The organism is Peribacillus simplex, from assembly GCF_001578185.1.
GTDB classification, from domain to species: domain Bacteria; phylum Bacillota; class Bacilli; order Bacillales; family DSM-1321; genus Peribacillus; species Peribacillus simplex_A.
The window spans coordinates 4,179,775-4,205,585 of sequence record NZ_CP011008.1 but is presented as its reverse complement, the minus strand read 5'-3'; the positions used below and the strand labels follow the sequence as shown (position 1 = coordinate 4,205,585).

The following is a 25,811-nucleotide window of genomic DNA, read 5'->3' as shown; positions in this document are numbered from 1 at the left end:
AGGACTCAGGTTTTTTTCATGAAGATTTGTATCGAAACCCAATTATATCTTCGAAAAACGGAATATATCTGCGAAAATCCAATTATATCTGCGAAAATCCAATTATATCTGCGAAAATCGAATTATATCTCCGAAACGGCAATTATCTCATCTCAAATGATTTTTTTATAGCTGAATAATTGGGGAAGTGGTGCAATATTATTCTATGTACGATTATACTGTGGATGAAAGGAAACTGATGATGAAAGAGGCGTTTCGCGGTTCTGGAATTGGAGTCATTTTCATGGCGGTCTTCGGAACACTGTGGGCGGGTACCGGTGTAATGGGATTGCAAGGGTGGGGGTTTCCCTACGTGGAACTCGCAGCCATATTCGTGGGAATCATCATGGTTATCGTTGGCATTTCATTAATACATGCATCACAAAAAATGTCCAATCAAGTTTCAGATGATGGGGCAAGACGTCTTAAGCGTATCGGATTTTTGTTTAATATGGTCTTCATTGCCGAAGGTTTGCTGATTGGGATTGCCATTACCATCTGTAACTTGATCAATCACACCGATCTTATACCGGGGGTCATCGCCATTATTGTAGCGATTCATTTTTTACCATTGGCGTCACTTTTCCAAATCAAGGTTTATTATGCAACAGGTGTGCTTCTCTGTTTATTGGCGCTTATCACATGGCTGATTGTGCCAGACACCGTCATGGTTGGGGAGCATCAAATCCTTGCGCCGTTATCATTGCTCGGCTTTGGATGCGCGCTAATACTCTGGACCACTGGACTTACGATATGGCTTGGAATAAAGAATTCAAGTCGAACGATAGCCGATGAAGAATGAACCCGTCATGGCGAACGGGTTTTTTCATTTAATTTTTCATCCAGGTTAATAGCCTTACGATTTGAAATGGTTCATTCCAAACGAGAATGAAACTTAAAAGAAAGAATGCAGCCACAGCCAAGTATTTCGACTTTCCTTTTTCACTTTTAAGCATCGCCCCGAAACTAAATAACATACCAATAAGTAAAGCACCGAATCCTATGGCCATAAGAGGCTCAAAGGCTTTAGAAAAAACAAAAGAACAGCAAAATGATAGGATACCAATCACTGCAAGTACGATGGACCAATTGCTTAATCTTTTCATAGAGACTCCTTTTTTACTGATTATACCAATTTAGTGTCTATTGGAGATAGTATTTGATTTAACCTTCTGCCTATTTATTAACATGAAAAAAATTCTGAAATCAAATCATTCGATGTTGTCACTTGTGGAAATTTATTGTAATATATATAACAATATAAAAACCATTAACATGCTAAGAAGCATTGATAAGGACATGAATCATTTTTACGGTCTACAGAGAGGGAAGGGCAGCTGCAAACTTCCTGGCTTAGGAAACTGATTTACCGCCTTTGAGCCATATCGGTGAACGTAAATTAACTGATATCGTCTAAGCTGCGTTACAAGCTCCAGAGCCATGAGCGTTTTTTGCTTATGGGAAATTGGGTGGAATCACGGGTATACGCACTCGTCCCTTACTTAGGGATGGGTGCGTTTTTTATTTTTATAATTATTGCCATGATAAGGACATGAATCATTTTTACGGTCTACAGAGAGGGAAGGGCAGCTGCGAACTTCCTGGCTTAGGAAACTGATTTACCGCCTTTGAGCCATATCGGTGAACAAGAGTAACTGATATCGTCTAAGCTGCGTTACAAGCTCCAGAGCCATGAGCGTTTTTTGCTTATGGGAAATTGGGTGGAACCACGGGTAAACGCACTCGTCCCTTACTTAGGGATGGGTGCGTTTTTTATTTTTATAATTATTGCCATGATAAGGACATGAATCATTTTTACGGTCAACAGAGAGGGAAGGGCAGCTGCGAACTTCCTGGCTTAGGAAACTGATTTACCGCCTTTGAGCTATATCGGTGAACAAGAGTAACTGATATCGTCTAAGCTGCGTTACAAGCTCCAGAGCCATGAGTGTTTCTTGCTTATGGGAAATTGGGTGGAACCACGGGTAAAACGCGCTCGTCCCTTGCATAGGGATGGGTGCGTTTTTTTATTACCAAAAAAGGGGTGTTTATGTGATGGGTGAAAAAATGATTAAAGTCCAATTCCCGGATGGGCAGCAAAAGGAATATCCGCAAGGCATGACAGTGGAAAGTGTGGCAGGGTCCATCAGCTCAAGTTTAAGGAAAAAGGCAGTAGTAGGAAAACTGGACGAAAAGCTGGTTGATCTAAGTTTCAAGTTGGATAAAGATGCCGAATTGTCGATCCTGACTCTGGATTCGGATGAGGGATTACAAGTTTTACGTCATACATCGGCGCATGTTTTGGCACAAGCCATCAAGAGATTATACGAAAATGTGGAATTAGGGATGGGGCCAGTCGTTGAAGATGGTTTTTACTATGATTTTAAGTTAGAACATCCTTTGAGCTCAGAAGATCTGCAAGCTATTGAAAAAGAGATGGAACATATCATAAATGAAAACCTGGAAATTAAAAGAATCGAAGTGTCTTATGAAGAAGCTGTTAAGTTATTTGAGGGTAGAGGAGAGTCATTCAAGTTGGATATAGCAAAGAACATTCCTAAGGGTGAAAAACTAGCGCTCTATCAACAGGGGGAATTCATCGATCTTTGCAGAGGGCCGCATCTTCCATCCACGTCATATGTAAAATCGTTCAAATTAACTCGTGTATCAGGTGCCTATTGGCGGGGAGACAGTCAAAATGAAGTTCTTCAACGGGTGTATGGCGTGGCTTTCAGAAAGAAAAAGGATTTACAGGATCATTTGAAATTCATAGAAGAAGCAGCCAAACGCGATCATCGTAAATTAGGGAAGCAATTGGAGTTATTCATGTTTTCGGAGGAAGCCCCTGGAATGCCGTTTTATTTACCGAAGGGACAAATTATTAGAAATGAATTGGAGAAGTTCTCTCGGGAGCTTCAGACTGACGCTGATTACGACGAAGTTCGGACTCCCTTCATGATGAACCAGCGGTTATGGGAACAATCGGGTCACTGGGATCATTACCATGAAAATATGTATTTCACAGATGTGGATCATACAAAATTCGCGATGAAGCCAATGAACTGTCCGGGTCATATGCTCATATTCAAAAACAATCTTTATTCTTATAGGGATTTACCCATTCGGATGGCCGAGTTCGGTCAAGTCCACCGGCACGAGTATAGCGGTGCATTAAACGGGATGCTCCGGGTCCGGACATTTTGTCAGGATGATGCCCATATTTTTGTTCGGCAGGATCAAATCGAAAGTGAGATTAAACAAGTATTTCATCTTATTGACGAGGTGTATCGTACTTTTGGATTCGAGTATTCAGTGGAACTGTCGACTCGTCCAGAGGATTCATTGGGCGATGATTCCCTTTGGGAGGATTCTGAATCAGCCTTGAAAAAAGTTCTGGAAAACATCGGGATACATTATCAATTAAATGAGGGAGACGGGGCATTTTATGGCCCGAAAATTGATTTTCATATTAAAGATGCACTAAAACGAAGCCATCAATGTGCAACGATTCAACTTGATTTTCAAATGCCCGATAAATTTGATTTGACTTACATCGATGAAAATAATGAAAAGGTCCGTCCGGTCGTCATTCATCGTGCGATCTTTGGATCGATCGACCGTTTTTTTGGAATCCTGATTGAACATTTTGCTGGTGCTTTTCCAGTATGGCTTGCCCCGGTGCAAGTACAGATCATCCCTGTCTCTCATGTTCATTTGAATTATTGTTTAAAGGTCCAAAAAGAACTGAAGGGTCACGGCATAAGGGTGAAAATCGATGAACGGAATGAAAAGTTGGGATATAAAGTTAGGGAAGCACAGATAGGGAAAATCCCATATATGCTTGTCCTTGGAGATAAAGAGGAAAAAGAAAATGAAGTGAATGTCCGGAAATACGGGGAACAAGAATTTAAAAGTGTCGCAATAGAAGGGTTCATCAAGAAAGTGGTCCAACAAATAAAAGGACGAAGCATCTAATAAATTTTAGAGGAGTAAATTAATGCGGAATTCGCGAATAATAAAGGCCCATTAGGTTGAGTTTGGTTAAAAAGGACAGCATTTAGCTGTCCTTTTTTCTAGTATGCCACCTCCTATAAATCACGAGTAAATGCACCAAATTCACGAGTAAATCATTGAAACTCACGAGTAAATGCACCAAATTCACGAGTAAATCCCTAAAACTCACGAGTAAATGCTAATTTCGATACAGGATTAAGAATAGCCATGGCCTCTGTTTGGCCTTTTTTCTATTACAATTAGATCTTATGTAAATAAAACCTTTGCCGCTTGTATGGCGAAGTAAATGCCTATCCCTATCAGGGATATCCCTGATATGATCGAAATGCCCATTAGAATGGATTTGGATAAAAAACGTCTGAAGGTGCTGGCGATTATAGCCATTGTGAAATCCCAGGCTAAGAGGCCGATAAGAATCCCTGAACTGTATAAAAGTAAATGATTCATATTATATTTTGAAGCGGAGTTTGCGAGAATTGATCCATAAATCCCCAGCCAAAACAAAATGGTTAAAGGATTCGAAAGGGACATGATGAATCCTGATAGGAATGAAGAAAAAAGGGAATCTTTCGCTTTCCGTACATTCACTTCAATCTTACCCGCACTAAGCAGACTTTCGATTCCGGTATAGGTCAGGACGAAAAAGCCAAAAAGCCACAAAAATGTTTTCATGAAGGAGTTATCTAAAAAGTGGACGACACCGAAAAAAACGAGGGCTATGAAGACAACATCCGCTAAAATGGCACCCCAGCCGAAAATCCAGGCATGCCAAAAACCTTTCTTGATTCCCTTGTCCAACTGAGCAGCGTTAATGGGACCGATAGGAGCTGCCAGTGATAAGCCTAATAATACATAGCTGAAAAAAGCACCCAAATCATCACCTCATCGTTTGATACATCCTGCTTATTTGAATGTATTCAAACAATTGGACTTGTACCACCTTTTTATCTGAGTCAGTCCTTTTTTGAGTGAATATAGTTAATTATGGAAAATGATTCAATCAGGCTGGTGGTGTTTTGTAACAACCCAGAAAGTTCCTTCATAATATTTAGTCATATGGAAAGATGCCAATTTGCAATATATGCGTTAGTAAACCCCGGATCAAAAACAAATTGGAGGATAATTATGCCCAAATTATCGATGCCAAATAAATACAAATCAATCCTTGATATCATGCATACGGATATAGCGATAAATGAAATTAAGGGTCATTTTGAAGAAGGACTTTCAAATGCGTTAAACCTTATTAAAGTATCAGCTCCGATCATTTTAAATGAGGCGAATGGGATAAATGACAATTTAAATGGTGTGGAACGGATCCTTACGTTTGATGCTTTGGATATTAAGAATAAACAAATAGAAGTGGTCCAATCCTTGGCAAAGTGGAAAAGAATTACTCTATCTAGGTATGGCCTTACTTTTGATGAAGGAATTTACACAAATATGAATGCGATAAGACGTGATGAAAAATTAGATAATTTACGCTCGTTATTTGTAGATCAATGGGACTGGGAGAAAGTCATAGCAAAAGAACAGCGTAACTTAAATACATTAAAATCCGAAGTGAAAAAAATATATAAGGCTATTAAGGCGACCGAACTTCATATGTTTAAATTCCATCCTATGCTAAGGCCTGTGTTGCCTAATGAAATTCACTTTATTACGACACAGGAATTGGAGGATTTATACCCGAATCTGACTCCCGCGGAAAGAGAAAATGTGGTAGCAAAGAAATATGGTGCGGTTTTTATTATGAAGATTGGAAAAAAGTTGCAATCAGGAGAAAAACATGATGGACGTTCACCAGATTATGATGATAGGGAGCTAAATGGAGATATCGTTTTGTGGAATCCACTTTTGGAATGTGCTTTTGAAGTTTCTTCAATGGGAATTCGAGTAGATGAAGATTCGCTGTTAAAACAATTAAGGTTATCCAAAAACGAAGATCGTATGACGCTCGAATATCATAAATCCGTATTGGAAGGGAAACTTCCGCATTCAATAGGTGGAGGAATAGGGCAATCCAGGTTATGCATGTTTTTGTTAAAGAAAGCACATATTGGCGAAGTTCAGGTTTCGGTTTGGAATGACCGAATATTAAAGGAGTGCAAAGAGAGGAATATCATCCTTTTATAAAAAACGGTGTCCCTAACTTAAAAAGAGCATAGCCGAGTGATAAGCTGTTTTAATAGCAAATAGCCCATTCTTTAAAAGAATGGGCTATTTGCTATTAGGCTAGAGGAACACAAGGGATAATTTGGGGTGGCACGCTAATGAATAAATCTTCCTGTCCAATAACATAATAATTAAAGAAGAAAATAAAGATACCTTTTATGCAATAAGTTGCTTTTATAATGGATGAGGAGTGTAAGTATGGAAGGTCATGAGAAGCAAAATAATAATGTAAGCGTGTGGTGTCTGATCAGTATGGCATCGATTCCATTGGTAATGACCCTTGGAAATTCAATGCTTATCCCGGTTTTGCCCATTTTTGAAGAAAAGGTGGGAATATCTTCTTTTCAATCGAGCATGGTGATAACAAGCTATTCCGTTGCATCCATTTTTTTAATTCCTATAGCTGGTTATTTATCAGATCGTTTCGGACGGAAAATGGTGATTATGCCAAGTCTTGTCCTTGCCCTTATTGGCGGCTTGGTTGCAGGTTTTGCATCATGGAAAATGGATAATCCTTATACATGGATCATCATTGGGAGAGTATTGCAAGGGATTGGGGCATCTGGAGCCTCGCCCATCATTTTGCCTTTAGTGGGGGACCTTTACAAGGATGATGATGAAAAAACAAGTGCTTGTTTGGGTATCATCGAAACCTCGAACACATTTGGGAAAGTTCTGAGTCCAATATTGGGTTCCCTTTTTGCTGCATTTATCTGGTTTTTACCATTCTTCTCGATTTCATTCTTCAGTTTAATATCTATTGTCTTGGTCTTTTTCTTTATAAAGGTACCAAAAGAGAAGGAAGAGCCGAAGAAATTAAAAGAATTCTGGCGTGATACGAAAAAAATATTCAAGCAGGAAGGAAAATGGTTATATACAATTTTCCTGATTGGTGTATTTGTCATGTTGGTTTTGTTCGGTGTTCTTTTCTTTTTGTCAGACAATCTTGAAAAAATCCATGATTTGCATGGAGTCAAAAAAGGTTTAGTGATAGCGATCCCGCTGTTTTTCCTTTGTGTATCTTCTTATATTGCAGGGAAAAAAATCAAGGGAGAATTACCAATCATGAAAAAGATCATCATGATCAGTTTAGCTGTCCTTTCAATCAGCCTTGTATTTGTCGGTTTTACTAAAAACAGGGTCGTCCTTCTATTGATAATGACAAGCTTGGTGGGGATAGCAATTGGTGCGTTATTGCCGACACTCGACGCAATCATCACCCAAAATATAAAAAAGGAACAGCGGGGGACGATAACCTCCTTTTACATGTCATCAAGGTTCATCGGAGTTGCGGCAGGCCCGCCGGTCATGTCCCTTGTCATGAAAAATCATCTCAATATGAGCTATATCATTTCAGGAATCATTGGTATATGCATTGTATTGATTGTTTTGAAATTCATTAGTACAGACAAGAAAGAAGCAGCTAGCTAAAAGCCGAAAAAGGATTTTTTTGCGTAATTTGCGAAATGCCATCAATATTATATCAGTATGATGATATAGGTAGGGGTTGTCACATAGAATGTACAAGTCATGAACAAGCTCGAAGGAGTGATGCTTTTTGAATGTACATTTACTGCTGAGTTACTTTTTCTTAGGACTTACCCTTGCAGCACCGATCGGCCCGGTGAATTCTGCTCGTATCGATAAAGGAATCAAGAACGGGTTTTGGCATGCCTGGATTGTTGGAACAGGGGCGATGATCGCGGATGCCTTGTTCATGATTTTAGTGTATGTGGGTATGGTACGGTTTTTAGAAATCCCGATCGTCCAAATCTTTCTATGGCTTTTTGTCGGATTTGTGCGTGCTTATTTATTCTGGGATGGAAAGTGTTTTACGGGTAAATACGATATCATTAAATCAATACAGGAATAGAGATTCTTTATTTTCCTGCTTTTTAACTGGGTTCATCATGTCAGTGACCAGTCCATTATCCATTTTATTTTGGTTAGGGATATATGGATCTGTTTTAGCTAAAACGGCTTCAAGTTATGGGACATCCCAACTTTTCATCTATAGCGGGATGATCTTCCTCGGTCTTACTTGCTGGGATTTTTTTGTAGCGGCATTAACAAATCGATTACGCAGGTTCTTAAATGAAAAAAGTTTAATGGCCATTTCGATCATCTCTGGATTATCACTGACTGGTTTTGGGGTTTATTTTGCCTATCAAGGCATTCGTGCCATCGCATCATAATGCTTCGATGCATTACATATCACTTCAATGTTAATGGGGAATTATTTAACCATATGATAACTTCTTCCTTGCATAATTCATTGTGGCATTATCAACACTATGAATGATGGAAAGGGGGTAATGTTATGACAACAAAAGCCAATTGCAGTTCAGCCAAAGGGAAGACTGTTCAAGATTCCAAATCATCAGGTGAACAACAAGGCGATATGAAATGGTGGCAGCTATCATTAGTCGGTGTAGGCTGTACAATCGGGACAGGATATTTTCTTGGATCCACCATAGGGATTAAAACGACAGGGCCATCTATTGTATTTTCATTTGTTTTGGCTGCACTAGGTACATACATCGTTTATAATCTGCTTGCTAAGATGACGGCTGCCGATCCTCAAGAGGGTTCTTTTTGTTATTATGCCAATAAAGCATTTGGACGATGGGCTGGCTTTAGCTGTGGCTGGAATTATTGGTCCTCCAATATATTGATCATGGGAAGTCAGCTTACTGCGCTTTCGCTGTTATCTCAATTTTGGTTTCCGAAAGTCCCGCTGTGGCTATTTGCGGCTGGATTTGCCATTATTTCAATTTTTGTGGTATTGCTTGGAACAAAAGGGTTCGACAGAGTTGAAAACATCCTGGCGGTAATTAAGACAGCGGCAATCGTAATGTTTATCATTATAGCAATATGTGCCGTTTTCGGCTGGTTTGGTCTTGATGGGGGGAAACCGCCGTCATTTCCGAATACGTACAATGAATTGTTTCCAAAAGGGCTAAAAGGGTTTTGGACATCCCTTATCTATGCCTTTTATGCGTTTGGCGGCATTGAAGTCATTGGATTGATGGCGATGCAGCTGAAAAAGAAAGAGGATGCGCCAAAGGCAGGGACGATCATGCTCATGGTTCTTACGATCATATATGTGGTTTCATTGGGATTAGCCGTAACCATGGTTTCATTAGGAGCATTCAATGAAAAAGAAAGCCCATTTGTTTCTGCATTGGACAATTATCACCTGACATTTTTCCCTCATGTATTTAATGGTGCGATCATCATTGCCGGTTTCTCGACGATGACCGCTTCACTGTTTGGTGTAACCAATCTGTTAGTAACGCTTTCCAACGATGGGAATGCGCCCTCATTATTCATGCAAAAGATCAAAAAATTCAAGGATCTTCCACTGTCCTCATTGGGTCTTGGAGCCTTAGGGCTTTTAGGGTCAATCATCACAGCCTTGCTCCTGCCAGGCAAGATTTATGAATACATTACAACCTCAGCTGGGATATTGCTTTTATATAACTGGGCATTCATCATTCTTTCTTCATTCAAAATCTTGGAAAATAAAATTTGGAGTAAGATTACCGCCGTTTTTGGACTTCTGCTAATTTTTGCTGCGGTCAGTGGCACACTGCTTGAAAAAGAGATCCGTCCCGGGTTTTTCATAAGCCTTTTATTCATCGTGATCATCGGGCTTGCTGCCATTTTCATGAAGTTCAAGGTTTGGAATAAAAACAAGGCGATGGCCGCAAGAGCGAGTAAATCAGAACTAGATTGAAAAAAAAGAACTTGACTACATGAAGTCGAGTTCCTTTTTGTGTGCTGGCTAAATCTCAATGATTAACGGAAGGATCATTGGTTTTTTCTTGGTTTGGTTATAGAGATATTGCCCTAGTTCCTTCTTGATGGTTTGTTTTATGATATTCCATCGGTATATTTTTTCACTTTGCAAGTCGTTGACCGTTTTCGTGACAAGACGATTTACATGCCGAAGGAGCTCTTCGGAATTTTGAACATATACAAATCCACGGGAAATGGTATCGGGTCCTGATACTATTTTTCTTTCCGTCTTGCTTAGTGTTATGACAATTACGAGCATCCCATCTTCGGAAAGCTGCTTACGGTCGCGCAGTACGACTTCTCCAACATCACCAACGCCCATACCGTCAACAAAGGTATTGCCGGCAGCAACCTTTCTCGTTTGACGGGCGACCGAGTTTTCAATATCCACGACATCGCCATTATTGATAATGAAAGTATTGCCCTTTTCCACCCCTACAGCCTCAGCAAGTAGCCGATGTTGGTGCAACATCCTATACTCACCGTGAATGGGTATGAAATACTTAGGTTTCATCAGGGTAAGCATGAGCTTTAACTCTTCCTGATAGGCATGTCCAGAAACATGCATGCCTGTTACAGTCCCAGAACCGTATATGACTTTGGCCCCCAATTGGAACAGGTTGTCGATGATACGGGAAACATCCCGTTCATTTCCGGGTATTGGAGTGGAGGCAAGGATCACTGTATCACCAGGTAATATGCTCATATCGCGATAATTCGAACTGGAAAGGCGGGACAGGGCAGCAAACGGCTCTCCTTGACTTCCCGTACATAAAACCGCGACCCTTTCAGGAGCATAATTATCGACTTCATGTGCTTGAATTATCATCCCATCAGGAACCTCAAGGTAGCCGCGCTCGATGGCAACGGATACGACATTCACCATGCTTCGTCCCAGTAAGGCGAGTTTTCGGTTTGTCTTCTGGGCAGCGTTCACCACTTGTTGAACACGATTGACGTTTGAAGCGAAAGTTGAAAGAATGACTTTCTGTTTAGCCTGCATAAACGCCTCTTCAATATGACTTCCAACCAGATGCTCCGAGGGACTTGAGCCTGGACGTTCAGCGTTAGTGCTCTCAGATAATAAAGCCAAGACACCTGCACTCCCGATTTCGGCCATTTTATGAATATCGGGATATTGGTCATTCATGGGAGTTAAGTCAAATTTAAAGTCCCCTGTATGGACGACCGTACCCTCCGGTGTATGCATGGTGACTCCAAGACAATCAGGAATACTGTGATTCGTTTTGAAAAAATCCAGACTCATCTCCCCAAATTCCAACGTTGAATCCGAGTCGATCTGGATTAATTCAGTATCACCCAAAAGGTTATGTTCTTTTAATTTCAATTCAATCAACCCAAGTGTTAAACGTGTGGCATAAATGGGTACATTCAATTTTTTCAAGAAATAGGGGATGCCGCCTATATGATCTTCATGCCCATGAGTCACGATTAAAGCCCGGATCTTCTCCTTATTTTCTTGTAGAAAGGAAATATCAGGAATGATCAAGTCGACTCCTAATAAACTTTCATCAGGAAACTTTGCACCACAGTCGATAATGACCATATCGTTTGAATATTGAACCACATACATGTTTTTACCGATTTCATTCACTCCGCCTAGAGCCAGAATGGACAAAGCATTTTCATTCACACTCAAATAACTAGACCTCCCTTTAGTATAATAAGGATAGTCTTTCCTTAGGCCTCTCTTATAAAACCAACTCTTTTTATAAAATGACTTTCTTCTTCCTGCAATTCAAAAATCAATCTTAAAAATAACCTACTGCAAGTTGGCAGATTCTTTTTAAGCGGATAACCATAAAAGGATTAAACCATTCACGAAAAAAAGAAAACCGTAAAGAAATGCGAAAATACTGGCAGCAAACCGACCCTTATCAAAAAGCGAAACGAATTCCAGGGTGATATAAAAAAACAACTGGTGAAAGTAGCAAAAATGAAAATCCCGAATGAAAAAATGAATATTAAATCCAATATTTACCACAAATATATAGTGATCGTAGATAAAAGGGACAGCATTATCAATTAAAAATGCTCATAAAAAAACACCTACCGTTTTAGTAGGTGCGTGTTTCCTCTATAAACCATTCCATCATTGGCTCATGCATGAGTTGATGCTTTCTTCAAAAGTCTCGATGTAGCCTTGTATCTGCGCTGCATATTGAGTCTTTAAAGTGAGCAGCAAACTTTCAATCAAAAATTTTCGCGGTTTGTCGGACTGCATCAGCTCATCTTGGATAAAATCGACCAGTTCAATTGCCCTTGATCGATCTTCACCGCAAGTAAAAGCATTGTTTATTACTTTTTTCAAATCCGTGGTGGAATTTAGCAAATCATTATGGCAAGGATCAAGATGGTTTTTAAAGTGGGGAAACCACGTATCCATTTGTTCGGGATCAAGGATCTGTTCTCCGCTATCAGCCACTTCATTGACTAAATGGACAATTCGGTTCATGCAATAGCGGATAATTTGTATGTCCGGTGTACCGACCGCATTAGCACGATAACTAAAATGATTCATATGGGTCATCATCGAATGAAAGATAATGACGCTATCTAATAGATAGGGTTTTTTGCTTTCCCCGAATATATCGAGAAAACGGTCATACATCCATCGTATGCTCAACAATAGAGTTTGATTGATGAATTGCTTTAATTCCTCGTCGTTGGAAACACGGACTTCTTCGATCAGGATAAGCAATTTACTTTGTTTGTTCACCATCATCTGCAATTCGAGCTGTTGGATGAAAATTTCAATATCAGCTGAATCTTGACCAATCAACAGTTTTTCCCTGTCGTGGCGAATCCTTGTATAGACGGAACGGAAAATGGCAATAAATAATTCACCCTTCGAAGGGAAATAATTATAAAAAGTACCTTTTGAAATACCGCTGCCGTCTAAAATGTCCTGAATGGACGTGGCTTGGTAGCCCTTATCAATAAACAGCTTATGAGCCGCATCGATGACATTCTGCCTTCGATTATTCATCATATCACCTAATTTTCATTATACTGCTTGTATAAATGTAATCGTACTCTATTTTCCAACACAGTACAAACCCTTATTTAAACAAGTAAATTTTTATTGCAAAAAATGAACTGGGGGTATATTATTGATTTTATGAGATTTAGATATACTAGTCGTACAATTAAATGAACCAATAGTTTGGATGGAGGATTAGATAAAAAGTGAGTACTGCACAAACAACTGAAAAAAAAGGGCCGTATGGCATTTTAGCCATACTGATGATCGGTGCGTTTATAGCGATACTGAATTCAACCCTTTTAAATATTGCACTGCCATCAATTAAAACAGACCTGGGAATAGAAACTTCCACAGTCCAATGGCTGACAACGGGCTACATGCTCGTGAACGGAATCATGATTCCGGCAACAGCCTTCTTAATAAGGAAATATTCAGTGCGTAATCTTTTCCTGACAGCAATGCTCCTATTCTCAATCGGGACGATCGTTGCAGGTGTAGCGGAAGCATTCCCACTATTATTGGGAGCACGTATGGTTCAGGCTGCAGGTTCTGCAATTATGATGCCGTTATTAATGAACGTACTTTTAACTGCTTTCCCTGTTGAAAAACGGGGCTCGGCAATGGGATTATTCGGTTTAGTCATGATGTTTGCCCCTGCAATCGGGCCGACGCTTTCAGGCTGGATCATCGAACATTATGATTGGAGAATGCTATTCCATTTCATTACTCCGCTTGCTTTATTAGTGCTAATTTTCGGCTTCTTCAAGCTTAAAGACAAAAAGGAAAAAGTCGATATTAAAATCGATAAATTATCGGTCATCCTATCAAGCCTGGGCTTTGGCGGCCTGCTTTATGGATTCAGTTCCGCAGGCAGCAAGGGTTGGGATAGCCCTTGGGTTTATGGAACATTGATTGTCGGTGCCATTTCCCTGATCCTTTTCATTACACGCCAACTTAAAATGGAAACACCGATGCTTGAATTCAGGATCTTCAAACATCCAATGTTCGCTTTATCTGCAACGATTTCAATCTCGCTGAATATGGCTCTGTTTTCGGGGATGATCCTAATGCCATTGTATACACAAACAGTCCGTGGCATTTCACCATTTGATTCCGGCTTGCTGATGCTGCCTGGAGCACTATTAATGGCCCTTATGTCACCGGTCACAGGTAAGCTCTTCGATAAGTTCGGTGCTCGCGTGCTTGCTTCAACCGGTTTATTTATCACCGTTGTCACAACGTATTTCTTCAGTAAATTTACAATGGATACATCTTATACACACATTGTGATTCTGTTTTCCATTCGTGCATTCGGGCTTTCCATGGCAATGATGCCAATCATGACAAACGGATTGAACTCGCTGCCAGCCCGTATGAACCCGCATGGTACAGCGATGAATAACACACTTAACCAAGTCTCCGGTGCTATCGGTACTGCATTGCTTGTTACGGTCATGTCTAACCATGCAGCTTCTTCCGGTGAGAGCTTAATGACCAAAGCGATGAGCAAATTAACAAGCCAGCCCACTGCTGAGGTGATGGAAAAAATGCAGGCCCAAGTCGGAATGCAGGCGATGCTGGATGGAATTAACTTCTCCTTCTTTGTATCGACCTTCATTGTTGCTGTGGCACTGATTCTGTCATTATTCATCAAGCGTGCGTGGCCGGCTGAAGAAAAAACAGCCGTGAAAAAGAATCAAACCGCTTAAAGGACACAACCAAAAAGCCCCTATGCCACCTGAATAATCAGGCGCATAGGGGCTTTTACTTTATCTCACTTAAGCTTTTTCGGGCTGGAACGGAATAATTCGACCGACAGCCAATGTAATTCGACTCAAACCAGATTAATTTGGAGGAACGATCAACCTTTTTATTCGCGTTTTTACCCATATTCAGTGATTTCACTTCATATTGCTGTTCATCCTTCAGCTGGACTTACAAAAGGAAAGCGCCATTAGAATGAGACTGCGCTTTAAATCAAGAAGTCACTTCTTTTGAAGTTACCTTTGCATGCTGGATATGACTGGCTATCCAGCCAATGATCGCTGCAGTAATTAGATAGGCAAGTAAGATCCATATCTGCGTCCGCAAGTTTTCCCAGCCTCCTAATGAGATGACCTCTTGCAGCTCTTTTAGTGAGTGGGCCATAGGTAGAAATGAACCGATTTTCATTAATAATGGCATGCCGAGTTCGCCAGGGAATGTTCCGCCGCAAGTAGCCAATTGGAACACGAGAAGGGTCACTGCTGCGAATTTGCCAACCACTCCGAATACGGTCACCAACATAAGGATGAACGTCATGAAGGTGAATGAAACGATGATGCTTGACAGAATGAATACTGGGACACTTGCCACATGTAAATGGAATCCAAAAAGGACGACCGCATCCACTAGAAGTGCCTGAATCATGCCGATTACATATACCAGCCCTAATTTATTCATGAAATGAACGGTTCCGGTAACCTTTAGATTCTGCCTGCGGCCAAGCGGTAAAATATTGGAAGCCATGATACCACCTACATAAAAGGCCAGTGACAGAAAATAAGGGGCAATCCCGGTCCCATAGTTAGGAACTTCCGATAGATTGGATTGAACCAATTGCACGGGTTCAGAGAACATCGAAGTGGTCGAATCGCCGTACTGAAGACTGGCCGTTTTATCGGCTGCTTCATTAAGCTTGGTGGATAACTTGCTTGATCCCGTTTCCAGTGAAGCCAGTCCGTCTTGAAGTTCCGTAGATCCACTGGCTAGCTGGCTGCTTCCGCCGGCTAACGAATCGATTCCGTTATTTAAAGTGGAGAAACCATTTTTCCATTTAAATAATCCATTCGCTAATTGTTCAGATCCCTCGTTTAATTGCTTAGCACCAGAGGTAGCTTGTGCCATCTTATCACCAAAGGTTTTCATCCCGGTTTGAATGGTGTCTTGTCCATCCGCCACTTTAGCAGCACCTTCGCCAAGTTGTTTTTGTCCGGCATTTAAAGCGGTGGCTGATTTGGATAAACCAACTGACAGGGCAACGATTTGCTTGAAGTCTTGATCCTTTATTGCATCAGGATGACTTTTCATATAGGCATCCAATTGTTTCTTAAGAGTATTCGCTGTATCAGCCGCCTCTTTTTGCCCTTGCATCAGTTTTGCATTTCCGGCTGACCAGTTCTTAACCCCCTGATTTACTTCATTCAAAGCATTTTCCAATGATTGATGTCCTTCAGATAGCTGCTTCATGCCGGAATACAGGTTCCGGGAACCTGATGTTAATCCTTCCGCACCATCGGCTAAGGTTTCTTGTCCAGCCAAGAGCTTTGTGCTCCCTGTTTTCAGCTGCTGGGCGCCAGTATTCAAGTCCTGAATTCCATCGGACAAGTTCTCACTGCCGCTTTTCGCATCCGCCGTTCCTTGATGAAGCTCTTCCGCTCCATCCCCGGCATCCTTCAAGCCTTTAGAAATATCGTGGAATTTTGAAAGGATGCCTTCAGAATATACTTTCGTAATGCTTGCGTTGATCTTTGTAGTCATCTTTTCAACAGCAGTTGTGCTGATCTGTGAGGCAACGAAGTTTTTACCTGGATTGACAGTATACAAAAGTTTAGCCGTTTCCGGTTTTTCATCCATTAAAGTCGTGACATTTTCCGAAAAATCATCCGGAATCGTGACAACCATATAATAGGTCCCTTCTTTAAGACCCTTATTAGCCTCCTTTGCTGATACAAAGTGAAAGTCCAATTCTTTCTGCTTCTTCAATTGTTTAACGAAATCATTTCCAGCTTCGATTGGCTTATGGTCCATTTCCGAACCATTATCGAGATTGACCACTGCTACAGGGAGCTGATCCATCTGTCCATATGGGTTCCAATATCCTGCCAAGAAGAAACCAGAGTAAATCAATGGAACGATCAAAAGGAAAATCAAGGCGATTCTCCCGTGTTTATGTTTCCACATTGCTTTTATATCTTGAAGTACAAGTTGTAAACCTTTCATGATTGATCCTGCCCTTTCTAACAAAATGAGATTATTTCATCATAATGGCTTTTTTAGATACTGTATAATACATAAATGATTATGTAATAATAGATTTAAATCTATGTGAAAAGAGTGGAGAAATGGAAATATTACAGCTGCAGTACTTTCAAACAGTAGCACGACTGGAACATATGACGAAGGCTGCGGAACAACTTCAGATTGCTCAGCCGTCGCTCAGTAAAACCATATCCCGGCTTGAAGAGGATTTGGGAGTCCCGCTATTCGATAGGGAACACCGGAAAATCAAGCTCAATGCAGCCGGACGAATATTCTTGAACAGGGTCGAACGGGCTTTTGCGGAACTGAATGAGGGAAGGCGCGAAATTGTGGAATTAACAGATCAAGACCAAAAGAACATCACCTTGGCCGTTACCATCCCTAGGGTCCTGCCTGATTTATTGGGCACATTTTTATCTAAATATCCGGATGTACGTTTTCAACAATTCCTAAAATCCATATCATCCATGAAACAGCTTCTAATTGAAGGGGAAATCGATTATTGCATATCATCCGTGCCGATAGAAGGCCCCGACCTAAAGTGGGAACCGCTGATAACCGAAGAAATATATCTGATCGTGCCTCCCAATCACCGGCTGGCTGGCAGGGAAAGCATCCAACTTCATGAAGTGAAAGATGAACCATTCATCAGTATGAACACAGGCTTCGGATTCCGCAGCCTAACCGACCAATTTTGCCTCGAAGCAGGATTTGTCCAGCACATCGCATTCGAAGGCGATGAACCTGCTGTCATCTCGGACCTTGTCAGGAAAGGGTTGGGCATTGCCTTCGTATCCGAATTGACATGGCTCCATCAAACCGGGTCATTATCCCATAAAATCCGGATAACCGAACCTGCCTGTCAAAGAACCATAGGGCTTGGCTGGTCAGAAAAACGCTACTTCACCCCGGTAGCCAAGCAATTTCGTTTATTTGTCATGGATTATTTCGCTGCCGCCAACTCCGCCAGACCAAAGGATGAATAAAAGTGGTGAAGGTTTAAATAATCGGATGTAGGCCGGAATAAAAGGTGTGAAGGCATAAAGAGTATAATTTAATTATAGAGAACATAGTATTTTAGGAGGTTTTTCTTAAATTGATCGGGTTCAAAATGATCAATTCCGATCCTAGGAGATGAATGGAGATGGAAATACGGGTTAATCAAATTGTATTGAATGGACACACGTTTCAATACCGGGAGAGCGGGGATGTTTCTGCACCGCAGCTTGTTGTTCTTCACGCACTGGGTAAAAGTGCAGAGTCATGGGATCAAGTGGCTGCTGCATTAGGAGAAAATTATCGCGTATTAGCATTAGATCAACGAGGCCACGGTGGGAGTGCGAGAACTAATACATACAGTTTTGAATTGATGTGCAATGATTTGCTTCATTTTGCGAATGCTATGAATTTGGGAAGGTTTTCGCTAATAGGGCATTCCATGGGGGGAACAGTTTCCTATCTTTTCTCACAAGCATTTCCATCGAGGATTGAAAGGTTGATTGTCGAAGACACTCCTCCTCCTTTTTCGGATAGACCAATCGAAGTTCCTTCCAAACCTTCTGGCCCTCTGCCGTTTGATTGGCAGGTTGTGCCTTCGATTCTAAGGCAACTGAATGAACCCAATCCCGAATGGTGGGCGCGTCTTACGGACATTATCATGCCAACTCTTGTTGTAGGCGGTGGGTCGAGTCATATTCCCCAAAACAAATTGCAGGAAGTTTCCGAGCTTATTCCTAATTGCGAATTGGTGACGATAGAGGATGCCGGGCATTTTGTGCATGAAGATAATTTACCAGCCTTCTTAGCTGCCGTGAAGAGTTTTCTTATTTCATGAACTTCCAAAATACTTATTAAATATAGAAGCTTTAATCTGTCAATGATTAAAGTGCATCCAAATAGCATTTGAGGGAGGGTTGCCGATGCAGCCCTCTTATTACTGCCTGGCATCTTTAAATGTATGGTTTATTTTATAAACGGCGTTTACTGGTTTGTTGCCGATGATTTCCAGCAATTGTTCAGCCATATAGTCAGCGCTATACTTGAATCCAGTGTTGACCCATTCGATGATCATGCCTAATATCGCATATGCTTGGTAACTGGAGGCAAGTTCTTTATTGATCTTAGGGTTCGGCCGGTAATCTTCCAGGTCCTCCAATGGAAGTTTCTTCAATTCATTACAAATCCTTTCCAGTAATTTAGGCCATGCATTCGACTTTAGGATAAGGGTATAAATGTTTGCATAGTTAGCTACATGTTCAAATATTTTGATTACTGAAGCCGTTAGTTCATTTATGGTGAACGTATCGACATTTTTATAAGGTTCCCTGTAAGATATGATCAAATCGGCTATGACATCCTCCATGACTTCTTCAAGCAGTTCCTCTTTGTACTGATAGTGTTTGTAAAATGTACCCCGATTAAGGTCGGCGCGTTCTACAATGTCAGTAATCGATATTTCCCTGAAATCCTTGTGTTGCATTAATGATATGAGAGAATCTCTCAAAGCCAGTTTGGATTTCCTGATCCTCCTATCAATCCCAGTGTTATTATTGGACATTTTCTTCACCCTTTGTTCGTTATTGTACTTTTATTGAACATAATGAACACTTTCTGTTCATTGTTCAACATCGAGGTCATCATTTGCTGATTGTATAAGCCTATTGAAACTAATTATACTATAAAGGAAGTTAGTTAATGAACATCTGTACAATAAGTATCACTTCACTAGAGTGAATGGGGGAGTTCAAATGAAATTACAAGACAAAGTTGCAGTAGTGACAGGCGCAGCATCAGGTATGGGGAAACAAATTGCTATAGATTATGCTAGAGAAGGGGCTAAAGTCGTCGTATCGGATTTAAATCTTGATGGTGCGAACGCAACGGTAGAGGAAATAAAAGAGAATGGCGGAATGGCCTTTGCCATTAAAACGAACGTAGCGGTGGAGGGTGATATTCAACATTTGATCGATACTACGGTTAGTAAGTATGGTACAGTGGATATTTTGGTGAATAACGCGGGTATCATGGATGGCATGGAACCTGCCGGGGATATTGAGGATTCTGGATGGGATCGGATTTTTGCAATTAACACGACAAGCGTCATGCGTTCGACTAGAAAGGTTTTACCAATCTTTTTAGAAAAACAAAAAGGAGTGATCATCAATATTGCTTCTGCTGGCGGTTTATATGGTGCCCGAGCTGGCGCAGCATACACTGCCTCTAAACATGCGGTGGTTGGATTCACAAAAAACACGGGCTTCATGTATGCAGAAAAAGGCATTCGCTGTAATGCAATAGCACCAGGTGGAGTTGAAACCAATATTGGTTCCAGCATGACGAATATCAATAAGTTTGGCGCCTCTCGCCAACAACTGGGGATGGCGATCAATCCACGCAATGGCAAACCTGAAGAAATTGCTAAAGTGGCATTGTTCCTTGCTTCTGACGATTCAAGCTTTGTAAATGGTACTGTCATCACCGCAGATGCTGGTTGGAGTGCATATTAAGCAGTAAATTAAAAAGAGGATGGTCAGAACTTGGGACTGATACATGCATTCCTGCTAGCAGGGATGCACTTTTTTTTTTGAGTGGAGCTTTGGATGGGGATTGTGGTCAGCCAACAATTTGCAAGAGGAAGGTATCGACTTCATCGGGGAACATTTTCATTTCAATCGAAAGTGGATAAGCGGGGGCTGGATAGTTCAACTACTATCCAGTTTTTTTAAAAAAATTATGCTATCAATTGGATTTAAAAGATAAGTTGAACTCTGAAATCTTGGAAGCAAAATAGGTTCCCTGAAAAATCCACTTTCCCTATGAAATTGGATCATTGAGTGATCCATTAGTTTGCTGCGATTACTTCCACCTTCCACACAAACGATATATTAATTTGCGTGAGAATATTGAAGGACTTTCTGACGGACATAATCAAGGTGCTTGTACATTTGACTGAATGCTTCATGTGGATCATGCGCTGCAAGTGCCGCATAGATGGCTTTATGATACTTTACAGTCAGTTCCCGTTCCCTGAATTGTATCAGGCTATTTATTTTATTATGGGTAATCAATAAGGAATCGATCATGCCTTCAATAATGGGATTGTTTGCACTTAAAGCAATGATCTTGTGGAATTCTTTATCGGCCTCTCCATAATCGTTGTCTTCACTATTGGCAATCGTGTCAATAGTAACTTGCAGTTTCTCCAGCTGTTCGTCTGTGATTTTCTCGGCAGCCATTGTTACCAGTCCCAACTCCAATGCCATTCGCGCTTCGATGATCGCTGGTAAATTATTCGTAGCCAGCGCCAGCATGACAGAGAATGGATGTGTACCGATTTTATCGTTAAAAAAGGTTCCTTCACGTGTTTTCCGTGTAATGACTCCTAGTGTATCAAGTGCACTGAGTGCCTCCCGTAAAACAGGCCGGCTTACTTCAAGTTCTTTCATAAGTTCCATTTCAGGAGGCAGTTTGTCGCCCGCTTTCATTTGTCCGGTGACGAGCAGATGCACGATTTGATCCACGACTTGTTGTGAAAGAGTGTTGCGATGTACCGATTGTACGCCTAATTTCTTTGACGATTCTTCCATTGTGTAACCCCTTTTCTGTTAAACCCTATATGTATTTATACTGTAAGACTAATTATATAATATAATACACTTATTTGCATGTGAGGAAGAGAAGATCTATACCCCAAAAAAAGTAAAATGCGCCGCTCTAAAGAGAGAGACGCACGCATTGTTGGAAAAAATCATCTGACAAGGCAAGGTGATTTTGGATTGAACTCCCATCCTGAAATCAGGTATTGCATCGCCATTGAATCATCACGGGCACCAAGTCCTTTTTGTTTATAAAGCTGATGTGCCTTCTCGATTTGTTCCATATCCACTTCAATTCCAAGTCCGGGCTTAGAAGGTACATCGACCATTCCGCCGACAATTTTAAAAGGTTCTTTCGTCAAACGCTGCCCATCCTGCCAAATCCAGTGGGTATCGATTGCAGTGACTTTTCCTGGTGCGGCTGCAGCAACGTGTGTAAACATGGCAAGCGAAATGTCAAAGTGATTATTCGAGTGTGATCCCCATGTCAATCCCCAGTCATTGCACATTTGAGCGACACGGACGGAGCCTTGCATCGTCCAAAAATGCGGATCGGCAAGAGGGATGTCCACGGATTGAAGCTGAATGGAGTGCCCCATTTGCCTCCAGTCCGTTGCAATCATATTAGTAGCGGTAGGAAGGCCCGTTGCGCGCCTGAATTCCGTCATGATTTCCCGGGCGGAAAAACCATTTTCCGCTCCGCATGGGTCTTCCGCATAGGCTAAAACATGATGTTGATCCCGGCAAAGTTCAATCGCATCCTTAAGCAGCCAGCCGCCATTTGGGTCAAGGGTGATCCTGGCTTCAGGGAAGCGCTCCGCAAGTGCCGTCACCGCTTCGATTTCTTCTTCCCCGCGCAAAACCCCGCCTTTCAGTTTAAAATCATTGAATCCATAGCGAGAGTGGGCGGCTTCTGCCAAGCGGACAATCGCTTCAGGTGTGAGCGCTTCCTCATGACGGAGGCGAATCCAGTCATCTTCCGCTTCAGGCTCGCTTAAATAACCAAGGTCCGTTTTATTGCGGTCACCTACATAAAATAAGTAGCCCAGCATTTCCACCCTATCACGCTGCTGTCCTTCGCCGAGAAGGGCTGCAACCGGCACACCTAAATATTGGCCGACTAAATCTAGAAGTGCCGCTTCCAATGCTGTTACGGCATGGATGGCTATACGGAGATCGAACGTCTGAAGCCCGCGCCCTCCCGCATCCCGGTCCGCGAACTGCTTACGGATGGTATTCAGAATGTTGTTGTATGTCCCAATGGACTGGCCGACAACCATTTGTTTGGCATCTTCGAGTGTTTGGCGAATTTTTTCGCCTCCAGGAACTTCACCTACACCAGTATTACCCGCATTGTCTTTCAGAATGACAATGTTCCGGGTGAAATAAGGAGCATGGGCACCGCTCAAGTTCAGCAGCATGCCGTCATGGCCTGCAACTGGAATAACGCTCATTTCTGAAATGACCGGTGTGCCGATTTTTACATGATCCTTAAGCATTTGATTGTTCATATTTCTTCCCCCTGACAGAATATTTAGTTAACTATGATTTTAACTCTACACGTTTAATTTCACCAACAAGGAATAAATAGCTGCAGATTGCGACAAGAGCATTGGCACATACGAAGACTAGCGCCCCATTAAATGATCCTGTCGTGGCAATGATGTATCCGATGATGATCGGTGTTGTAATGCCTGCAATGTTACCGAATGTATTGAAAAGCCCGCCACTGACACCGGACATTTCCTTTGGTGAGGTATCGGCCACTACCGCCCAGCCGAGTGCCCCAAATCCTTTACCGAAAAACGCTAGGGCCATAACGAATATAACCACCCATTCCGTCTCTACATAGTTTGCAGCTACCAAGCTCATCGATAGAAGCATCCCAACAACGATTGGCAATTTTCGGGCGACAGTCAATGAGAATCCCTTCCGTAACAAGAAATCCGAGAATGTCCCTCCGAGAATGCCGCCAAAAAATCCGCAAATGGCTGGAAGGGAAGCGACGAGCCCAACTTGAAGAATGGTCATGCCTCTTTCTTGTACAAGGTACACAGGAAACCATGTAAGGAAAAAGTACGTTAATGTTGTAATGCAATATTGTCCGAGATAAACACCTAACAGCATACGGTTTGATAAAAGCTGCTTAATATGATTCCAGTTGACGCCTTTCTTTTCCTCTTTATTTGCAGTGGTTTGATCCATATTGATCAAAGCGCCGCCTGCTTCGATATATTCAAGCTCAGCTTTGTTGATGCGCGGATGTTCCTTTGGGCCATATATCGTTTTCATCCAGAAGAAAGCGACGATGATTCCCAATGCGCCCATAAAGAAGAAGACGTATTCCCAACCAAATTTATACGTAATGTAACCCATGATCGGTGCAAAGAGAACGGTTGCAAAATACTGGGCTGAATTGAAAGTGGCAGCCGCGGTTCCGCGTTCATGGCTTGGGAACCAGGTAGCAACGATGCGGCTGTTGGCCGGGAAGGAAGGAGCCTCTGCCAATCCAACTAAAAAACGCAGTCCGAACAATACCATGACAGCCGTTCCGGCAGAACCGAAAAATCCGATAAATCCTTGTAAAAGCGTAAAGGTAGACCATAGCGTGATACTCCAAAAGTAAACTTTTTTTGAGCCAAAACGGTCCAAAAGCCATCCACCCGGAATTTGTCCAGCTACGTAGGACCAAGCGAAAGCGGAGAAAACATAGCCCATCATGACTGAATCGAGACCAAGCTGACCAGACATGTCCGTACCTGCGATTGATAGCGTCGCACGATCTGCATAATTCAGAGCGGTAACCAGAAAGAGCATAAATACAATAAACCATCGTGTCCGTGTTTTTTTCTGAGCATTCGGCAATATAGGAGATTCTTGAAAAACTTTTTCTCCAGCGTTCATATACTCACTCCCTTAAAAGTATTTTATTTTTTATTGATACCGCTTACAATGTTAGCTGTTTCCTCCTTTGTGAAAATTCTTAATATTTAGTTTTGTCCAATGGTAAGACAAATAAAATTGTTTGTCAATGTCTTTTTTACATATCATTTTTCATTTTTAGCTCCTTAATTATCTTGTTTTTTTTGTATATATTAGAAGCGAAATTATTGAGGGATGAATTGATGATTGACTTTTCAGAAAATAAAAAATATACGATTGACCAGACGGTGTATTTGTCTTACAATAAAACAATAATAAGCAAGGAGGAATAGATAATGAATAAAATTCGCAAGGCACCTAAAGGGATTCTCGGATTTCCCGTGGCACCATTCACAACAAGTAATAAGCTTGATGAACAAGCACTCGCACAAAATATCCAATTTCTAATAGATGAGGGACTCGAGGCTATTTTCGTGGCATGTGCGGCAGCAGAGTATCCATCGTTAAGTAAAGAGGAATATGAAGTGATGGTAGAGGTGGCCGTATCCGTAACGGGTGGAAAAGTCCCTGTATACACAGGTGTAGGAGGAAATATTCAAACGTCCCTGGAACTTGCAAGAATATCAGCGGATAGAGGGGCAGACGGATATTTAATATTACCTCCATATCTTGTTACTGGAGAACAGGCAGGTCTGGCGGCTTATTTCAAAGCTATCGCAGAGAGCACAGACTTAAATTCCATAGTATATCAGCGTGATAACGTTTCACTTTCAATACCAACTTTGGAAGCACTTGCGGAGGTCCCGCAGGTGGTCGGTGTCAAAGACGGTCTAGGCAATATGGAGTTGAATGGACTCCTTACACAAACCTTCGGAAACCGTTTTGGCTGGCTGAACGGAATGCCGCTTGCGGAAGTTACCATGTCGTCCTACGTTCCACTTGGCTTTGACTCATACTCATCGGCGATATCCAATTACATCCCGCACATCTCACGGAAATTCTATAATGGCATTCTGAGCGGAGATCAAGAAACGGTCAAAGAAATTTATCAACAGGTCATCATGCCAATCAACAATATTCGCCGTCAGCGAAAAGGGTATGCCGTTTCTCTCATTAAAGCAGGTATGGAGATTATGGGAATGCCGGTTGGCCAAACAGTCAGATTACCGATTCTTCCGGTGGAAAAAGAACATTATGCAGCAATGCAAACGATATTAGAGAATGCTTTAGATCGTTTTCCAAAAGAAACACCAATTCAATCAATCTAATAAGGGTGG

General features: G+C 41.5%; 19 protein-coding genes, 1 pseudogene and 3 other annotated features. Of the genes and pseudogenes, 11 read left to right on the top strand and 9 right to left on the bottom strand.

The window, feature by feature from the left end:
* Positions 1-205: 205 nt before the first annotated feature.
* A complete protein-coding gene (locus UP17_RS19620; RefSeq protein WP_250211699.1) occupies positions 206-841 on the top strand; it encodes a DUF7010 family protein in 636 nt (211 codons plus the stop codon).
* A gap of 28 nt (positions 842-869) precedes the next feature.
* Here UP17_RS19620 and UP17_RS19615 read toward each other — a convergent pair whose 3' ends face one another.
* Positions 870-1,145, bottom strand: a complete 276-nt coding sequence (locus UP17_RS19615; RefSeq protein WP_061464608.1) for a hypothetical protein — start codon at positions 1,143-1,145, stop codon at positions 870-872.
* Positions 1,146-1,318: 173 nt separating this feature from the next.
* Positions 1,319-1,541 (top strand) — a binding site (T-box leader).
* A 30-nt stretch (positions 1,542-1,571) separates the two neighbouring features.
* Positions 1,572-1,793: a binding site (T-box leader), on the top strand.
* Positions 1,794-1,823: 30 nt separating this feature from the next.
* Positions 1,824-2,046, top strand: a binding site (T-box leader).
* Positions 2,047-2,106: 60 nt separating this feature from the next.
* Between UP17_RS19615 and thrS the strand changes: the two genes are divergently transcribed.
* Positions 2,107-4,014: a threonine--tRNA ligase gene (thrS, locus tag UP17_RS19610; RefSeq protein WP_434218701.1), complete on the top strand. Its 1,908-nt coding sequence runs from the start codon at positions 2,107-2,109 to the stop codon at positions 4,012-4,014.
* Between the two features lie 285 nt (positions 4,015-4,299).
* On the opposite strand, the gene UP17_RS19605 is transcribed toward thrS, so the two are convergent.
* Complete coding sequence (locus UP17_RS19605; RefSeq protein WP_061464606.1) at positions 4,300-4,926, bottom strand: LysE family transporter; 627 nt, start codon at positions 4,924-4,926, stop codon at positions 4,300-4,302.
* A 267-nt stretch (positions 4,927-5,193) separates the two neighbouring features.
* Here UP17_RS19605 and asnA point away from each other — a divergent pair, with 267 nt between their 5' ends.
* From asnA to UP17_RS19585, 4 genes and pseudogenes are all read left to right on the top strand, one after another.
* A complete protein-coding gene (gene asnA / locus UP17_RS19600; RefSeq protein ID WP_250211855.1) occupies positions 5,194-6,189 on the top strand; it encodes an aspartate--ammonia ligase in 996 nt (331 codons plus the stop codon).
* 237 nt (positions 6,190-6,426) lie between these two features.
* On the top strand, positions 6,427-7,659 hold the full coding sequence (locus tag UP17_RS19595; RefSeq protein WP_061464604.1) for an MFS transporter: 1,233 nt from the start codon (positions 6,427-6,429) through the stop codon (positions 7,657-7,659).
* A gap of 193 nt (positions 7,660-7,852) precedes the next feature.
* Positions 7,853-8,423: pseudogene (locus UP17_RS19590) on the top strand (LysE family transporter).
* Positions 8,424-8,548: 125 nt separating this feature from the next.
* Complete coding sequence (locus tag UP17_RS19585) at positions 8,549-9,967, top strand: amino acid permease (RefSeq protein ID WP_081108897.1); 1,419 nt, start codon at positions 8,549-8,551, stop codon at positions 9,965-9,967.
* 48 nt (positions 9,968-10,015) lie between these two features.
* On the opposite strand, the gene UP17_RS19580 is transcribed toward UP17_RS19585, so the two are convergent.
* Both UP17_RS19580 and UP17_RS19575 read right to left on the bottom strand, forming a co-directional pair.
* Entirely contained in the window at positions 10,016-11,689 is a 1,674-nt protein-coding gene (locus UP17_RS19580) for a ribonuclease J (protein ID WP_061464603.1), read from the bottom strand.
* Between the two features lie 453 nt (positions 11,690-12,142).
* Positions 12,143-13,039, bottom strand: coding sequence for a TetR/AcrR family transcriptional regulator (locus UP17_RS19575; protein WP_208857030.1), 897 nt, complete (start codon positions 13,037-13,039; stop codon positions 12,143-12,145).
* A 200-nt stretch (positions 13,040-13,239) separates the two neighbouring features.
* On the opposite strand from UP17_RS19575, the gene UP17_RS19570 reads away from it, so the two are divergent.
* Positions 13,240-14,745: a DHA2 family efflux MFS transporter permease subunit gene (locus tag UP17_RS19570; RefSeq protein ID WP_434218674.1), complete on the top strand. Its 1,506-nt coding sequence runs from the start codon at positions 13,240-13,242 to the stop codon at positions 14,743-14,745.
* A 268-nt stretch (positions 14,746-15,013) separates the two neighbouring features.
* On the opposite strand, the gene UP17_RS19565 is transcribed toward UP17_RS19570, so the two are convergent.
* On the bottom strand, positions 15,014-17,017 hold the full coding sequence (locus UP17_RS19565; RefSeq protein WP_061464601.1) for a YhgE/Pip domain-containing protein: 2,004 nt from the start codon (positions 17,015-17,017) through the stop codon (positions 15,014-15,016).
* A gap of 122 nt (positions 17,018-17,139) precedes the next feature.
* On the opposite strand from UP17_RS19565, the gene UP17_RS19560 reads away from it, so the two are divergent.
* Positions 17,140-18,042 (top strand): LysR family transcriptional regulator, encoded by a 903-nt coding sequence (locus UP17_RS19560; RefSeq protein ID WP_061464600.1) that lies wholly within the window; start codon positions 17,140-17,142, stop codon positions 18,040-18,042.
* 158 nt (positions 18,043-18,200) lie between these two features.
* Entirely contained in the window at positions 18,201-18,890 is a 690-nt protein-coding gene (locus tag UP17_RS19555; protein WP_061464599.1) for an alpha/beta fold hydrolase, read from the top strand.
* Between the two features lie 99 nt (positions 18,891-18,989).
* On the opposite strand, the gene UP17_RS19550 is transcribed toward UP17_RS19555, so the two are convergent.
* Complete coding sequence (locus UP17_RS19550; RefSeq protein WP_061464598.1) at positions 18,990-19,613, bottom strand: TetR/AcrR family transcriptional regulator; 624 nt, start codon at positions 19,611-19,613, stop codon at positions 18,990-18,992.
* A gap of 190 nt (positions 19,614-19,803) precedes the next feature.
* Here UP17_RS19550 and UP17_RS19545 point away from each other — a divergent pair, with 190 nt between their 5' ends.
* Positions 19,804-20,562 (top strand): SDR family oxidoreductase, encoded by a 759-nt coding sequence (locus UP17_RS19545; RefSeq protein WP_061464597.1) that lies wholly within the window; start codon positions 19,804-19,806, stop codon positions 20,560-20,562.
* Positions 20,563-20,940: 378 nt separating this feature from the next.
* Here the strand turns inward: UP17_RS19545 and UP17_RS19540 are convergent, their stop codons facing one another.
* The 3 genes from UP17_RS19540 to UP17_RS19530 form a co-directional block, all read right to left on the bottom strand.
* A complete protein-coding gene (locus UP17_RS19540) occupies positions 20,941-21,642 on the bottom strand; it encodes a FadR/GntR family transcriptional regulator (RefSeq protein ID WP_061464596.1) in 702 nt (233 codons plus the stop codon).
* 161 nt (positions 21,643-21,803) lie between these two features.
* Positions 21,804-23,162: a glucarate dehydratase gene (gene gudD / locus UP17_RS19535; RefSeq protein ID WP_061464595.1), complete on the bottom strand. Its 1,359-nt coding sequence runs from the start codon at positions 23,160-23,162 to the stop codon at positions 21,804-21,806.
* A gap of 31 nt (positions 23,163-23,193) precedes the next feature.
* A complete protein-coding gene (locus UP17_RS19530) occupies positions 23,194-24,555 on the bottom strand; it encodes an MFS transporter (protein ID WP_061464594.1) in 1,362 nt (453 codons plus the stop codon).
* A gap of 314 nt (positions 24,556-24,869) precedes the next feature.
* On the opposite strand from UP17_RS19530, the gene kdgD reads away from it, so the two are divergent.
* Complete coding sequence (gene kdgD, locus UP17_RS19525) at positions 24,870-25,802, top strand: 5-dehydro-4-deoxyglucarate dehydratase (protein ID WP_061464593.1); 933 nt, start codon at positions 24,870-24,872, stop codon at positions 25,800-25,802.
* Positions 25,803-25,811: the final 9 nt, after the last annotated feature.

What these genes read in the sequence shown, in the direction of transcription:
- UP17_RS19620 (WP_250211699.1), top strand. Translation starts at nt 206, where the DNA reads ATGTACGATTATACTGTGGATGAAAGGAAACTGATGATGAAAGAGGCG.
- UP17_RS19615 (WP_061464608.1), bottom strand. Translation starts at nt 1,145, where the DNA reads ATGAAAAGATTAAGCAATTGGTCCATCGTACTTGCAGTGATTGGTATC.
- thrS (WP_434218701.1), top strand. Translation starts at nt 2,107, where the DNA reads ATGATTAAAGTCCAATTCCCGGATGGGCAGCAAAAGGAATATCCGCAA.
- asnA (WP_250211855.1), top strand. Translation starts at nt 5,194, where the DNA reads ATGCCAAATAAATACAAATCAATCCTTGATATCATGCATACGGATATA.
- UP17_RS19595 (WP_061464604.1), top strand. Translation starts at nt 6,427, where the DNA reads ATGGAAGGTCATGAGAAGCAAAATAATAATGTAAGCGTGTGGTGTCTG.
- UP17_RS19585 (WP_081108897.1), top strand. Translation starts at nt 8,549, where the DNA reads ATGACAACAAAAGCCAATTGCAGTTCAGCCAAAGGGAAGACTGTTCAA.
- UP17_RS19575 (WP_208857030.1), bottom strand. Translation starts at nt 13,039, where the DNA reads ATGAATAATCGAAGGCAGAATGTCATCGATGCGGCTCATAAGCTGTTT.
- UP17_RS19565 (WP_061464601.1), bottom strand. Translation starts at nt 17,017, where the DNA reads ATGAAAGGTTTACAACTTGTACTTCAAGATATAAAAGCAATGTGGAAA.
- UP17_RS19560 (WP_061464600.1), top strand. Translation starts at nt 17,140, where the DNA reads ATGGAAATATTACAGCTGCAGTACTTTCAAACAGTAGCACGACTGGAA.
- UP17_RS19555 (WP_061464599.1), top strand. Translation starts at nt 18,201, where the DNA reads ATGGAAATACGGGTTAATCAAATTGTATTGAATGGACACACGTTTCAA.
- UP17_RS19550 (WP_061464598.1), bottom strand. Translation starts at nt 19,613, where the DNA reads ATGTCCAATAATAACACTGGGATTGATAGGAGGATCAGGAAATCCAAA.
- UP17_RS19545 (WP_061464597.1), top strand. Translation starts at nt 19,804, where the DNA reads ATGAAATTACAAGACAAAGTTGCAGTAGTGACAGGCGCAGCATCAGGT.
- UP17_RS19540 (WP_061464596.1), bottom strand. Translation starts at nt 21,642, where the DNA reads ATGGAAGAATCGTCAAAGAAATTAGGCGTACAATCGGTACATCGCAAC.
- gudD (WP_061464595.1), bottom strand. Translation starts at nt 23,162, where the DNA reads ATGAACAATCAAATGCTTAAGGATCATGTAAAAATCGGCACACCGGTC.
- UP17_RS19530 (WP_061464594.1), bottom strand. Translation starts at nt 24,555, where the DNA reads ATGAACGCTGGAGAAAAAGTTTTTCAAGAATCTCCTATATTGCCGAAT.
- kdgD (WP_061464593.1), top strand. Translation starts at nt 24,870, where the DNA reads ATGAATAAAATTCGCAAGGCACCTAAAGGGATTCTCGGATTTCCCGTG.